The sequence below is a fragment of the Pseudonocardia xinjiangensis genome (assembly GCF_012911925.1).
GTDB lineage: Bacteria > Actinomycetota > Actinomycetes > Mycobacteriales > Pseudonocardiaceae > Pseudonocardia > Pseudonocardia xinjiangensis.
This window is the reverse complement of sequence record NZ_JAAXKY010000182.1, coordinates 1-13,037: the sequence shown is the minus strand read 5'-3', so window position 1 is coordinate 13,037 and position 13,037 is coordinate 1. Positions and strand designations below refer to the sequence as shown.

Below are 13,037 nucleotides of genomic sequence, written 5' to 3'. Positions count from 1 at the left end.
CCCCAGTCCGCAGAGCAGCCCCCCTCCCAGCCGGAATCCCAGCCGGAGTCCCAGCCCGAGTCGCAGCCCGAGTCCGAGACGCAGCCGGAATCGCAGCCGCAGCCGCAGCCGGAGCCGGAGTCGGAGGCCCCCGCGGGTCAGGACGAGCCTGCTGCCACCGACGGCGGAAACCCGGAGGGTGAGCAGCCGGGTGAGGGCCCCGCGTCCGCCGACGGGAACGGCGGCAACCCCGGAGAGTCCCCCGCCGACGACACCTCCCCCGACGACGGCTCCGGACAGGACCAGTCCGGCCCGCCCGCGGCGGGCGAGCCCGGCGACAACAACGACACCACCGCTGACGACAGCAGTTCGGACAACAGCGGCCCAGACAACAGCGGCCCAGACAACAGCGGCGCGGTCGGCGGATCTGACGAGAGCGGATCCGAGAACGGCAATGCCGACAACGGCAGCGCGGGCAACCCCGACTCGGAGAATGGCGGGACCCCCGACAACAGTGGCTCGGACGACGGCGGCTCGGACAACGCAGGCTCCGACAACACCGGATCCGGCAACAACAGCGGGTCCGACAACGCGGGCTCCGACAACAGCGGGTCGGACAACAGCGGCCCCGAGAACAACAGCTCCGAGAACAACGGCGGCGGCCGCGGCGACAACGGCGACTCGGACAACAGCGGATCCGACGACGCGGGCAGCTCCGACAACGGGAGCTCCGACGACAACGGCGGCTCGGATAACGGCAGCTCCGACAACGACGGCGGCCGCCGCGACAACGACGGCTCCGACAACAGCGGTTCCGACAACGGCCGCGGCTCCGACAACGGCCGCGGCTCCGACAACGGCCGCGGCTCGGACAACGGGTCCTCGGACAACGGCGCGTCCGACAACGACGGCGGCTCCGACTCCGGCGGCGGGTCCCTGCTGTCGACGGTGACCGACCTCGTCTCCACGAGCGTCGAGAGCCTGTAGCCCCACCCCGCCGGGCCGGCGGAGGGGTTCCGCGCGCCCGGGCTGGTCCTCGCAGACCCCACGGGCGCTGCGACGACCCCACCCAGCGCGCGGAACGCGTGGTCAGGTGGGAGGGCCGGGGTCCACCGCGAGAGTGACGAGCACCGGCCCGCAGCCCCCGCCGGGCCGGCCGAGGGGATACGCGCGCCCGACCTGGTCCCCACAGACCCCAGCCAGCGCGCGGAACGTGTGGTCAGGTGGCCGGGCCGGGGTCTGCGGCGGCGTGTCGCCGGGCGACCGCCACCAGCACCGCGGGCCCGGCGCCCACGCTGTGCAGGGCGCGCAGGCCGAGCCCCGTCAGGCACAGGACGGCGCCGGAACGGAAGCGGCGCCGGCCGCCCGCCCCGCACTCCAGGTCGACCTCCCCGGACTCGACGACGACCAGCGCGTCGCTCCATTCCGCCTCGTCGTAGGCCCGGGTGGAGCCGCTTTCGAGGGTGACGACGGTGGTCCGGAACCCGGGGCCCGGCGGCCGGGCGAGAAACGAGAGCGGTTCGCTGTCCAGGGGGGCCAGCACCCGGCCACGCGCGGGCTCGCCGGGCGACGGCGCCCCCTCGGCGCCGTCGTCCGGATCGGGCGACTCAGCGTTCACCGGCCCTCCCAGCATCGGGTGGACCGTCCGAGCCCACTGCCGTTATGACGACCGGGGTGGGCAGAAGTCATCGGTCGCGGCGGATCCGGACCGGTTCTCGTCGAGGTGCAGCCGCAGCATCGCCGCCGCTGCCCAGGCAGGTGGGGTGCCGCGCAACGACACGAGCACCATCGTGGCGAACGCCAGCGGCACCGACCACAGGGCGGGCTGCCCCAGCACGATCGCCGGGAGGCCGGGTGGGGCCCCGAGGATCAGGTCGACGCCGATCACGCCGGCCGAGGAGATCAACCCGACCACCATGCCCACGATGGCGCCGCGGGCCGTCAGCCGTGGCCACCAGATCCCGAGCACGAGCAGCGGGCAGAAGGTGGACGCCGCCACCGCGAACGCCGACGTCACCAGCACACCGACGTCGATCCGCTCCGCCCGCAGCGCGAGCAGCACCACCACCAGCGCCGCGGCGATCGGGGTGAAGCGCAGCCGGCGCAGCGTGCCCGGCACCAGGTCGTGCGCGAGCGCACCCGATACGACGAGCAGCAGTCCGAGCGACGTGGCGAGGAACGCGGCGAAGGCGCCCGCGGTGAGCAGCGCGGTGAACATCGTCCCGACCCAGCTCTGGTCGACGGTGGCCGGGAGCGCCACCACCACGGTGTCCGTCCCGCCCGACAGGTACAGCTCGGGGAGCAGTACCGCCCCGAGCAGCCCGTAGATCGCGGGGAAGAGGTAGAACACCCCGAGCAGCCCGACCGTGATCGCCGCGGTCCGCCGGGCGCCGCGGCCGTCGGCGCTCGTGTGGAACCGGACGAGGATGTGCGGCAGGCCCATCGTGCCGAGCACGGTGGCCACGAGCATCGACCAGGTCGCGAGCACCGGGTAGCCGCCGGGGTCGAGCACCGGCCGCGCCCACTCCTCACCTCCCGGCGGCCGTCCGGTTCCCACCTGCGGAACGGGCGCTCCGGCGTCGAACACCCAGGTGGTTCCGCCCTCCGCCGCGTACCGCCCCGGGGTGAGCAGCTGCTGGGGGTGGCCCGCGATGGCCGCGTGAGTGGGCGCGGTGATCGTCAGCTCCGTGTCGAGCCGGAACTCCACCGGGGTGGCGACGGGGAACCGGGTGAACTCGACCGGTTCGAGGGCGTCGGCGCGGACGACCGGGCCGACCTGCAGCACCAGCCAGATCGCCGGGACGATGAACAGCACGAGCTTGAGCGCGAACTGGAACGCCTGGACGTAGGTGGCCGCGCGCATCCCGCCGAGCGACAGCGTGATGCTGACGGCGGCGCCGGCGATCACCACGCCCACCCAGTACGGGCTGCCGCTGACCACGGCGAGCACCTGCCCGGCGGCGGTGAACTGCGGCACCAGGTAGAGGAACGCGATCACCAGCACCACCACGGCAGAGAGCCTGCGCAGCCTGCGGGACCCCAGCCGGGCCTCGGCGAAGTCCGGCACGGTGAGCGCACCGGTGCGGCGCAGCGGCGCGGCCACGAGCGCGAGCATCACGATGTACCCCGCGGCGAACCCGACGGGGTACCAGAGCGAGCCCACCCCGTCCTTGACGACGAGACCGGCGACGCCGAGGAACGACGCCGCGGAGAGGTACTCCCCCGAGACGGCGGCCGCGTTGACGGTGGGGGAGATCCGGCGCGACGCCACCAGGAAGTCCGAGGTGGTGCGCATCGCCGCCACCCCGCGCGCTCCGATCAGCAACGTGATCAGCAGCACGGGGACGATGGCGAGAATCACTCGCGGACTCCCGGTGGCCGGTCCGGCCGTTCGGTGCGCTCGGCCCGCCGCAGCTGCCATCGGGCCAGCAGCGCGAGCACCGGGTAGGGCAGCACGGCCACCGCGAGCCAGGACACCGGGATGCCCCCGAGCCGCACCTCGTCCAAGCCGGGGGCGGCCACGAGCAGCAGGGGCAGGCCCAGCAGCAGCGCGGCCAGCAACCCGAGCACGGTCAGCGCGTGCCGCAGCTGCCGGCGGTGGATGCGCCGCGCCCGCTCGGCGTCGGCCGGGGCGAGGTGCGGCGGGACGGCCGGAACGCCTGTTCGCCGCCCCGCGAGTGCGAGCCTCGTCTGGGGGCTGGTGACGGCGATCCGACGCTGGCGGGTCATCGGGGCCGCCCGATCAACGCAGCTGCCGGTTCGGCTGGTCGAAGGCCCCGCGCCGGGCCGCCTCCAGGAGGTGCTCCCGCAGGTCCCGCGCGTGGCGGCGGCTGACGGGCACGTCACCGAGATCGGTGTGGGCCAGCAGGCCGCCTCCGAGATCGCTGCGCAGCTCCCGGACGGCATGGACGGCGAGCAGGTAGCTGCGGTGCACGCGGACGTACCCCGCGGCCTGCCAGTGCTGTTCGAGGCGGGAGATCGGGATGCGCACCAGGTGCGCTCCCGTCGGGGTGTGCAGCCGGACGTAGTCACCCTGGGCCTCGACGAACCGCACGTCGTCGCGGCGGACGAAACGCGTGGACCCCGCCAGCTCCACCGGTAGCGCGGCGAGCGCGTCGATCGGCGGTGCCGGCGCTGCGTCGGGACCGGCAGCGGCTGCGGCGCTGAAGCGCCGCACCCTGGTCAGCGCCGCGGCGAGCCGCTCCGGACGCACCGGTTTGAGCAGGTAGTCGACGGCACCGATGCCGTAGGCCGCCGCCGCGTGCTCCTCGTAGGCGGTGACGAACACGACCGCGGGCGGGTCGGTCATGCGGGCCAGCAGCGACGCCAGCTCCATCCCGTTCATCGCGGGCATGGAGATGTCGAGGAACACCGCGTCGATCGGGCCGGCCTGGAGCAGCCGCAGCGCCGTGATCGGCTCGCCCGCCACCGCGACGGCGGCCACCCCCGGGGACTCCGTCAGCATCGTGCGCAGCTCCTCCAGCGCAGGTGCGACGTCGTCCACCGCGAGCACCCGCAGACCCGGTCCCCCGGTCACGACACCACCACCCCCGGCTGGAAACGTGGCAGGCGCAGCAGCACCCGGGTGCCCTCACCCACGGCCGTCTCGATCACCAGGCCGTAGCCGGCTCCGAACACCGTGCGCAGTCTGCGGTCGGCGTTCACCAACCCGAGGCTCCCTGGCGTACCGCACCCCGCCAGAACGGCGGCAGCGTACTCCGGGTCCATCCCGGGCCCGTCGTCCTCCACGATGATCACGCAGTCGGTACCGTCGGCCTCCCCGCTGACCTGCACGAGCCCGCTGGAGCCGGGCAGCTCCACCCCGTGCCGCACCGCGTTCTCCACGAGTGGCTGGAGCACCAGGTACGGGAGTGCGACGGGCAGGATCTCCGGCGCGATCCGCACCTGCACCCGCAGCCGGTCGCCGAGCACGGCGCGGGCGAGCGCGAGGTAGGCCTCGATGGCCCGGAACTCCCCCGCGATCGTCGTGTACTCGCCGTGGCGGGCGAGGCTGTGCCGCGTGTACTCCGCGAAGTCGAGCATCAGGTCCCGCGACCGCTCGGGGTCGGACCGGACGAACGACGCGATCGTCGTGAGGCTGTTGTAGACGAAGTGCGGCGAGATCTCCGCCCGCAGCGCCCGCAGCTCGGCCTGGCGGGCGACGTGGGCGGACTGTTCCAGCAGCGCCCGCTCCAGCGCCTCCCCCACCCACAGCGCCGCCTCCCGCACGGCGGACGGGGGGACCGGCCCCACCACCACCAGCACGCCGGCCAGCTCGTCGCTGGCGTGGACGGGCAGCGCGACCGCGCCCCCGCCCGTCGCGCGGGCGTCGCCGCGCAGCGCGCTGTCGGCGAGCTGCGCGGCAGCCGTGAGGTCGGTGGGGCGACCGGCCCAGGTCAGCTCGCCGTGCAGGCCCCCGATCGCCACGGCGTCGGCGTCGAGCAACCGGCGCAGGCCCCGGGCGGCCGAACCTGCGCCGGAGCCGGTGATGCCGCCGCGGAGGTCGGCCGCGATGCGCCGACCTGCGGACAGCGCGTCCATCGCCTGTGCACCCCGGCGGGGACCGCGCCAGCGGCGAGGCCGGCCACCACCGGGAGCAAGCACCGCATCGACCTCCACCATGCAGCCTCCGTCCGCGCGACAGCGCGACCGTAGGTCACGATCGGCTTCCGGAACCAGCCGCGGGTCAGGTGCTGCTGCTGAAGGCGGCGTCGAAGGCGGCCGACGGGGGGTCGAACGCCAGCCTGCGCACGAACTCCAGTGCCTCCGGCGCCCCGACGAGCCGGTCCATCCCCGCGTCCTCCCACTCGACGGAGATCGGGCCGGTGTAGCCGATGGTGTTGAGCATCCGGAAGCAGGCCTCCCACGGGACGTCGCCGTGGCCGGTGGAGACGAAGTCCCAGCCGCGCCGCGGGTCGGCCCACGCCAGGTGCGAGCCCATCCGGCCGTTGCGCCCGTTGCCGACCTGACGCTTCGCGTCCTTGCAGTCGACGTGGTAGATCCGGTCCTTGAAGTCCCACAGGAACCCGACGGGGTCGAGGTCCTGCCAGACGAAGTGGCTCGGATCCCAGTTCAGGCCGAACGCCGGCCGGTGCCCGACGGCCTCGAGCGCCGCCACGGTGGTCCAGTAGTCGTAGGCGATCTCCGACGGGTGCACCTCGTGGGCGAACCGGACGCCCACCTCGTCGAAGACGTCGAGGATCGGGTTCCAGCGGTCGGCGAAGTCGCGGTAGCCGTCGTCCACCATGGACTGCGGCACCGGCGGGAACATCGCCACGGTCTTCCAGATCTTCGATCCGGTGAACCCGATGACGGTGTCCACGCCGAGCTTCGCGGCAGCGCGGGCCGTGGTCTTCATGGCCTCGGCCGCGCGCTGCCGCACCCCCTCCGGCTCGCCGTCGCCCCACACCCGCGAGGGCAGGATGTCGTGGTGGCGCTGGTCGATCGGGTCGTCACAGACGGCCTGGCCCGTGAGGTGGTTGGAGATCGCGTAGACCTCCAGCCCGTGCTTGGCCAGGATGTCGCGGCGGCCCTGCACGTAACTGTCGTCCTCGACCGCGGCCCACGGGTCGAAGTGATCGCCCCAGCAGGCGATCTCCAGCCCGTCGTAGCCCCACTCCCCGGCCAGCCGGGCGACCTCCTCGAACGGCAGGTCGGCCCACTGGCCGGTGAACAGCGTGATCGGTCGCGCCATCGCGCGGTGCCCCTTTCGCGAGCGTGGTCAGGATGGGATCGGGTGCCAGCTGCCGCTCTGCGCGGAGCGGACGACGGCGTCGAGCACGAGCTGCACCTGCAGGCCGTCGGCGAACGACGGCGTGGGGTCGGTGCCCGCCGCGAGGTCGCGCAGCAGGTCGACGACCTCGTGGGTGAACGAGTGCTCGTAGCCGAGCAGGTGGCCGGGCGGCCACCACGCCCCCGCGTACGGGTGGGTGGGCTCGGTGACGAGGATCCGGCGGAAGCCTGCCGTCTCCGGGTCCTCCGTGCCGTCGTAGAAGGACAGCTCGTTCATCGCCTCGAAGTCGAAGGCCAGCGAGCCGGCGCTGCCGTTGATCTCCAGCCGGATCGCGTTCTTGCGCCCCGTGGCGAACCGCGTGGCCTCGAAGCTCGCCACCGCCCCGCTCGCGAACCGGCCGATGAACAGGGCGGCGTCGTCGACGGTGACGGGGCCCCGCTCGTCGGAGCCCGACGCGGTGAGCCCGCTCGACGCCCCGGGCAGCGGCCGCTCCGTGATGAACGTCTCCGTCATGGCCGTGACGTTCGTGAGCAGGTCACCGGTGACGAACTGCGCCATGTCGACGATGTGGGCGCCGATGTCGCCCAGCGCCCCGGACCCTGCCCGTTCGGCCTGCAGCCGCCAGACCAGCGGGAACTCCGGGTCGACGATCCAGTCCTGCAGGTACTGGGCGCGGACGTGGCGCACCTGCCCGATCCGTCCCTCCTCCACCAGCTTGCGGGCCAGCGCGATGGCCGGCACCCGCCGGTAGTTGAAGCCCACCATGCTGCGCACGCCCTTGGCCTGTGCCCGCTCCGCGGCGGCCACCATGGCCCGCGCCTCGTCGACGGTGTTGGCCAGCGGCTTCTCGCACAGCACGTGCTTGCCGGCCTCCAGCGCGGCGATCGCGATCTCCGCGTGCGTGTCCCCCGGCGTGCAGACGTCCACGAGCTGCACGTCGTCGCGCCCCAGCAACGCCTTCCAGTCCGTCTCGGTGGTGCGCCACCCCATCCGCTGCGCCGCCGCCGCTGTGGCCTCGGCATTGCGGCCGCACAGCACCGCCATGTCCGGCTGCAGCGGGAGGTCGAAGAACCTCCCTGCCGTCCGCCACGCCTGTGAGTGGGCCGCGCCCATGAAGGCGTAGCCCACCATCCCGACCCCGAGAACCTGATCGCTGCCCATGGCGCTCAGGACTCGAAGCCGAGCGGCATGTAGGTGGCGACGTTCTCCCGTGTGATCGTCGCCGACGCCAGCGTGATCGAGGCCGGCACCTCCTGCTCCGCAAGATCGCCCATCCCCCGACCCTGCGCCACGAGACGCGCGAGCGCAACGGCGGATGATGCCATCGACGGGCTGTAGGTGACCGTCGCCTTGAGAACCGTGTTGTCGGCCTGGATGTCGCGCATCGCGTTGGCCGAGCCGGCGCCGCCCACCATGAAGAACTCGTTGCGGCCGGCTTGGTTGATCGCGGCGAGCACGCCGATGCCCTGGTCGTCGTCGTGGTTCCAGACGGCGTCGAGGCGGGGTGCGGCCTGCAGGAGGTTGGCGGTGACCCGCTGCCCGCCCTGCGCGGTGAAGTCGGCCGCCTGCCGCGGGCCGACCCGGAAGCCGTAGGTGCCCAGTGCGTCGGCGAAGCCCTGGCTGCGGGACTGGGTCAGCGGGAGGTTGTCGATGCCCGCGATCTCGCCGATCACCGGGTTGGCCACGCCTGCGGCCTTCAGCCGCTCCCCGATGTAGTTGCCCGCGCTCACGCCCATGCCGTAGTTGTCGCCGCCGATCCAGGTGCGGTAGGCCAGCGGCGAGTCGAAGATCCGGTCGAGGTTGATCACCGGGATCCCGGCCTGCATCGCCGCGCGTCCCACGGACGTCAGCTGGCTGCCGTCGTTGGGCAGGATCACCAGTGCGTCCACGTTCCGGTTGATCAGGGTCTGGACGGCGGCGATCTGCTGGGTGATGTCGTTGGTCGGGTTCACGGCCTCGAACGTCACGTCGGAGTAGGCCTGCGCCTGCGCCTGCGCGTTGTTGGCGATGGCCGCGATCCAGCCGTGGTCGGCGGCGGGCGCGGAGAAGCCGATGGTCACCGGCGTGCCGGGCGTGGCGTTGTCGCCCCCCGCCGCGGCGGCAGGCGCGTTGGCGGGCGCCGACGGGGCGGCGTTGCTCGTGCAGGCGGTGAGCGCGGCACCGGCACCGACGCCGAGGGCGCCGGCGAGGAAGCCGCGCCGCCGCAGGGCACCGGGGAGGATGCGGGGGTCGGGCATGGTGGACTCCTTCATTGGGGTCGGTCGTTCGGCGGGGTCAACCAGCAGCCGACGAGCGCTGCGCACGGGCCTGGATCAGCACGGCGACGACGATGATCACGCCCTTGGCGATGTTCTGGACCTCTGTCGCCAGGTTGTTGAGCACGAACAGGTTGGTGATCGTCGTGAAGACGAGCACCCCGAGGATCGAACCGATCAGCGTGCCGCGGCCCCCGGAGAGCAGCGTGCCGCCGATGATCACCGCGGCGATCGCGTCGAGCTCGTAGAGCGTGCCGTGCGTGCTCGACCCCGTGGTGGTGAGCGACGCGATCATGATCGCCGCGATGCCGGCACACAGCCCGGACACCGCGTAGAGCAGCACGGTGTGGCGCCGCACGTCGACACCGGCCAGGCGGGCCGCCTCGGAGTTGCCGCCGATGGCGAACGTCCGGCGGCCGAACGTGGTGCGGTTGAGCACCACCCAGCCCACGGCCACCACCGCCGCGAAGATGTAGACGAGCAGGGGGATCCCGAGCACCCGGGTGTTCGCGATGCCGGCGATCACCGGGTCGGTGACGATCTGGCTGCGCCGCCCGGAGATGCGCTCGGCCAGCCCCTGCGCGGTGATCAGCATCGCCAGGGTGACGATGAACGGCACGATCCGGCCGTAGGCGATGAGCAGCCCGTTGACCAGCCCGGCGCCGGTCCCGACGGCCAGCGCGCACAACACCATGATCAGCGGCCCGTAGGACTGGGTGGCGACGGTCGTGGCCCACACCGAGGCCAGTGCCATCACCTTGCCGACCGACAGGTCGATGCCGCCGCCGATGATCACGAACGTGACCCCGACGGTCAGCACCCCGATGATCGAGGCCGAGGTGAGGATCGTCAGGAGGTTCGAGGTGGTGAGGAACGTGTCGGCGGTGACGATGCCGACCACGCACAGCAGTGCGAGCACCGCCACGAGCCCGAGGTTGCGGCCCGCGCCGCTGTCGAGCAGCCGGCCCAGCGGCGACCGGGCGGGCTCGGCCGTCCGCGCGGCCTGCTCCACGCGGCTGCGCTCGTCGGCGGCCGGCGGCTGCCTCTCGGGCGTCACCGGTGCTGCGGCGGGTGCTGTGCCCGTCCGCGCGCCTTCGTCACTCATGGCCGGCACTCTCCTTCTCTGACTGCACGAGCGCTTCCATGACCAGGTCGAGGACTCGGCCCTCGTCGAGCTCGGCGCTCGGGGCCTCGTGGACGACCCGGCCCTCGCGGACCACCAGCACCCGGTCGGCGAGGCCGAGCACCTCGGGCACCTCGCTGGACACCAGCACGATCGCCGCGCCCTCTGTGGAGAGCCTGCGGATCAGCGCGTAGATCTCGCTGCGCGCACCGACGTCGACGCCGCGGGTGGGCTCGTCGAGCAGCAGGACCGAGCACCCCTGCAGCAGCCACCGGGCCAGCACGACCTTCTGCTGGTTGCCGCCCGAGAGCGTCCGGACCGGGCGCGTGGCGTCGGGTGGCCGGACGTCGAGCTGGGCGGTGATCGCCCCTGCGGCGCCGAGCTCGGCGTCGCGGCCGAGGAAACCGAACCGGGCGAAGCGGGCGAGTGCGGGCAGCGAGACGTTGCGGTACACCGGCTCGGCCATCAGCAGGCCCTGGCTCTTGCGCTCCTCGGGGGCCAGGCCCATCCCCGCGCGGACGGCGGCGGGCACCGAGCCGGCGCGCAGCGCCTTGCCCCGCACGCGCACCGAGCCCGCGGTCGCCTTGCGCGCCCCGTAGACGGTCTCGATGATCTCCGAGCGGCCGGACCCCACCAGGCCGGCCAGGCCGACGACCTCCCCGGCGCGGACGGTGAACGAGACGTCGGCGAACTCCCCGCTGCGGGCGAGCCCCTCGACCTCCAGCACGACCTCGCCCGGCGGCGTGGCGGGGCGCTCCGGGAAGACGTACTCGATGGTCCGGCCGGTCATCAGCCGGATGACGTCGGCGGTCGGCGTGGTGCGGGCGGGCAGGTTCCGGGCCACGGTGCGGCCGTCCTTGAGGACGGTCACCCGGTCGCCGATCTCGCGGATCTCCTCGAGCCGGTGGGAGATGTAGACCACGGCCACGCCGTCGGCGGTGAGCTCCCGGATCACCCGGAACAGGTTGCGCACCTCCTCCGGGTCGAGCACCGCCGACGGCTCGTCCATGACGATCAACCGCGCGTCCCTGGCGAGGGCGCGGGCCATGCTCACCATCTGCTGGCCGGCGGCCGACAGCCGCCCCAGCTCACGACCGGGCGGGATCTCGGGGTGGCCGAGGCGGCGCAGCAGCGCCCTCGCCACGTTCTCGGCGTCGCGCGGGCGGGTGAAGCCCAGGCGCGCGGGCTCGTGGCCCAGCACCACGTTCTCGGCAACGCTGAGCCCGGGCACCAGGTCGAGCTCCTGGTAGATCGTGGCGATCCCGGCGGCGTCGGCGGCGTGCGGCGACCCGAAGGACGCGGGCTCGCCCGCCCAGACGATCTCCCCCGAGTCCGGCCGGTGCGCGCCCGCCAGCACCTTGATCAGCGTCGACTTGCCGGCCCCGTTCTGCCCGAGCAGGCAGTGCACCTCCCCCGCGGCCACGTCGAGGTCCACCCCGTCCAGGGCGCGTACGCCCGGGAACTGCTTCACGATCCCGCGCATCGTGAGCAGCGGTTCCTCCGCCATCGTGGCTGTCATCCTCCACCTCGGTGTGGTCCGGCCGGCGGACCGAACCGTAGGAGCATTGACCAGTGCCGTACAACGACCGAATAATGCTTCTTTGCGCTGTTTTTCCGACGAAATCGGACCGTGATGCTCCCGCCCCCACCACTGCCCTTGCTGCCGCCGCTGCGCCTGAGCACGCCCGCGCTCTCGGGCCGGATCGAGTCCGCCGTCACCCTCAGCACCGTGGCCCGGCTGGTCGCCTCCGGGACCGCCGTCAGCAAGGCCGACCTCGTCCCCGCCGCGGGCCTCGCGCGCACCACCGTGAGCACCGCCGTCGACGAGCTGCTGGCCCGCGGCGTGCTCCGCCTGGACGGGACCAGGCCCACGTCCGGGCGCGGCCGACCGGCCGACCGGTTGGCGCTGTCGCCCCGCGGCGGCCACGTCCTGCTGGCCGACGTCGGCGCGAGCGCCGCCCACCTCGCCGTCGTCGACCTCAGCCAGCGCGTGCTCGGCCACATCCAGGTCGCGGTGGACGTCACCGACGGCCCCGAGCCCGTCCTGCGGACCGTCGAGTCGCACCTCACGGCGCTGCTGACCCAGGCGCCGAAGGACGTCCCGGTGCGCGCCGTCGTGATCGGGCTGCCCGGCCCCGTCGACGGCCAGCTCGGCGTCCCGGTGCGCCCGCCGATCATGCCCGGTTGGCACGCCTACCCCGTCTCGGCGCGCCTGCAGCACACCTACCGCTGCCCCGCGGTCCTCGAGAACGACGTCAACCTGCGCGCCCTCGGTGAGGCGCGGGCGCTGCCCGCCGACCAGGTGCCGCTGCTGTTCGTCAAGGTGGGCACCGGCATCGGCGGCGGCCTCGTCACCGGGGAGGGCGTGCTGCACCACGGCGCCGACGGCGCGGCGGGCGACATCGGGCACGTGCGCGTGCGCGGCGCGCCCGACGACGCCTGCGTCTGCGGCAACGTCGGCTGCATCGAGGCGGTGGCCTCGGCCGGGGCCATCGCACGCAGGCTCGGACTCGCGCACGGGGATGAAGCCGTGTCGATCGCCGACGTCCGCGCCCTGGTGAGCCGCGGCGACCCCACCGCAGTCGGGGCCGTCCGTGAGGCCGCCGGGCTCATCGGCGAGCTCGTGGCCACCCTCGTGCACTTCTACAACCCGGCCCGGGTGACGATCGGCGGATCGCTCACGGCGGCCAGCGACGAGCTGCTCGCCGGCGTGCGCAGCGTCGTCTACCAGCGGGCGCTGCCGCTGGCCACCCGCAACCTCGTGCTCACCAACAGCGTGCTGGGCGAGTACGCCGGGCTGGCCGGGGCCGCCGTGCTCGGGATCGAGCGCGTGCTCTCGGCCGAACAGATCGGCGTGCTGACCAGCGGGCGGTGAGCAGGGGTGGGCGACTCGCGGGCCGAGAACGGGCGACTCGCGGAGTGGGGGACGGGCGACTCGCCGGGCCCC

General features: G+C 73.5%; 12 protein-coding genes. 2 read left to right on the top strand and 10 right to left on the bottom strand.

Annotated elements, in window-relative coordinates; translation table 11 throughout:
• A partial coding sequence (locus tag HF577_RS33210; protein WP_407692268.1) for a hypothetical protein occupies nt 1-966 on the top strand: 966 nt, incomplete at its 5' end.
• A 232-nt stretch (nt 967-1,198) separates the two neighbouring features.
• On the opposite strand, the gene HF577_RS33205 is transcribed toward HF577_RS33210, so the two are convergent.
• The 10 genes from HF577_RS33205 to HF577_RS33160 all read right to left on the bottom strand — a co-directional run bounded on the left by HF577_RS33205 (nt 1,199) and on the right by HF577_RS33160 (nt 11,609).
• Nucleotides 1,199-1,597 (bottom strand): hypothetical protein, encoded by a 399-nt coding sequence (locus HF577_RS33205; protein ID WP_246267769.1) that lies wholly within the window; start codon nt 1,595-1,597, stop codon nt 1,199-1,201.
• A 42-nt stretch (nt 1,598-1,639) separates the two neighbouring features.
• Nucleotides 1,640-3,340, bottom strand: coding sequence for a sodium/solute symporter (locus HF577_RS33200; protein WP_312859544.1), 1,701 nt, complete (start codon nt 3,338-3,340; stop codon nt 1,640-1,642).
• Nucleotides 3,337-3,708, bottom strand: coding sequence for a hypothetical protein (locus HF577_RS33195; protein WP_169399954.1), 372 nt, complete (start codon nt 3,706-3,708; stop codon nt 3,337-3,339). The genes HF577_RS33200 and HF577_RS33195 overlap by 4 nt, the downstream gene beginning before the upstream one ends.
• A 13-nt stretch (nt 3,709-3,721) precedes the next feature.
• Nucleotides 3,722-4,516 (bottom strand): LytR/AlgR family response regulator transcription factor, encoded by a 795-nt coding sequence (locus tag HF577_RS33190; protein WP_169399953.1) that lies wholly within the window; start codon nt 4,514-4,516, stop codon nt 3,722-3,724.
• The gene (locus HF577_RS33185; protein ID WP_169399952.1) at nt 4,513-5,601 is read right to left on the bottom strand and encodes a sensor histidine kinase; all 1,089 of its coding nucleotides are present in this window, start codon (nt 5,599-5,601) and stop codon (nt 4,513-4,515) included. Before HF577_RS33185 ends, HF577_RS33190 begins: the two co-directional genes overlap by 4 nt.
• A 64-nt stretch (nt 5,602-5,665) precedes the next feature.
• Nucleotides 5,666-6,673, bottom strand: a complete 1,008-nt coding sequence (locus HF577_RS33180; RefSeq protein WP_169399951.1) for a sugar phosphate isomerase/epimerase family protein — start codon at nt 6,671-6,673, stop codon at nt 5,666-5,668.
• A gap of 27 nt (nt 6,674-6,700) precedes the next feature.
• The gene (locus HF577_RS33175) at nt 6,701-7,873 is read right to left on the bottom strand and encodes a Gfo/Idh/MocA family protein (RefSeq protein WP_169399950.1); all 1,173 of its coding nucleotides are present in this window, start codon (nt 7,871-7,873) and stop codon (nt 6,701-6,703) included.
• 5 nt (nt 7,874-7,878) lie between these two features.
• Nucleotides 7,879-8,949 (bottom strand): substrate-binding domain-containing protein, encoded by a 1,071-nt coding sequence (locus HF577_RS33170; RefSeq protein WP_211175229.1) that lies wholly within the window; start codon nt 8,947-8,949, stop codon nt 7,879-7,881.
• A 37-nt stretch (nt 8,950-8,986) separates the two neighbouring features.
• Complete coding sequence (locus HF577_RS33165) at nt 8,987-10,072, bottom strand: ABC transporter permease (RefSeq protein ID WP_169399949.1); 1,086 nt, start codon at nt 10,070-10,072, stop codon at nt 8,987-8,989.
• Nucleotides 10,065-11,609 (bottom strand): sugar ABC transporter ATP-binding protein, encoded by a 1,545-nt coding sequence (locus HF577_RS33160; RefSeq protein WP_246267768.1) that lies wholly within the window; start codon nt 11,607-11,609, stop codon nt 10,065-10,067. Before HF577_RS33160 ends, HF577_RS33165 begins: the two co-directional genes overlap by 8 nt.
• 114 nt (nt 11,610-11,723) lie before the next feature.
• Between HF577_RS33160 and HF577_RS33155 the strand changes: the two genes are divergently transcribed.
• Nucleotides 11,724-12,965, top strand: a complete 1,242-nt coding sequence (locus tag HF577_RS33155; RefSeq protein WP_246267770.1) for an ROK family protein — start codon at nt 11,724-11,726, stop codon at nt 12,963-12,965.
• Nucleotides 12,966-13,037: the final 72 nt, after the last annotated feature.

Coding starts and splice junctions, on each gene's coding strand:
- HF577_RS33175 (WP_169399950.1), bottom strand. CDS start 7,873: ATGGGCAGCGATCAGGTTCTCGGGGTCGGGATGGTGGGCTACGCCTTC.
- HF577_RS33170 (WP_211175229.1), bottom strand. CDS start 8,949: ATGCCCGACCCCCGCATCCTCCCCGGTGCCCTGCGGCGGCGCGGCTTC.
- HF577_RS33165 (WP_169399949.1), bottom strand. CDS start 10,072: ATGAGTGACGAAGGCGCGCGGACGGGCACAGCACCCGCCGCAGCACCG.
- HF577_RS33160 (WP_246267768.1), bottom strand. CDS start 11,609: ATGACAGCCACGATGGCGGAGGAACCGCTGCTCACGATGCGCGGGATC.
- HF577_RS33180 (WP_169399951.1), bottom strand. CDS start 6,673: ATGGCGCGACCGATCACGCTGTTCACCGGCCAGTGGGCCGACCTGCCG.
- HF577_RS33155 (WP_246267770.1), top strand. CDS start 11,724: ATGCTCCCGCCCCCACCACTGCCCTTGCTGCCGCCGCTGCGCCTGAGC.
- HF577_RS33195 (WP_169399954.1), bottom strand. CDS start 3,708: ATGACCCGCCAGCGTCGGATCGCCGTCACCAGCCCCCAGACGAGGCTC.
- HF577_RS33185 (WP_169399952.1), bottom strand. CDS start 5,601: ATGGTGGAGGTCGATGCGGTGCTTGCTCCCGGTGGTGGCCGGCCTCGC.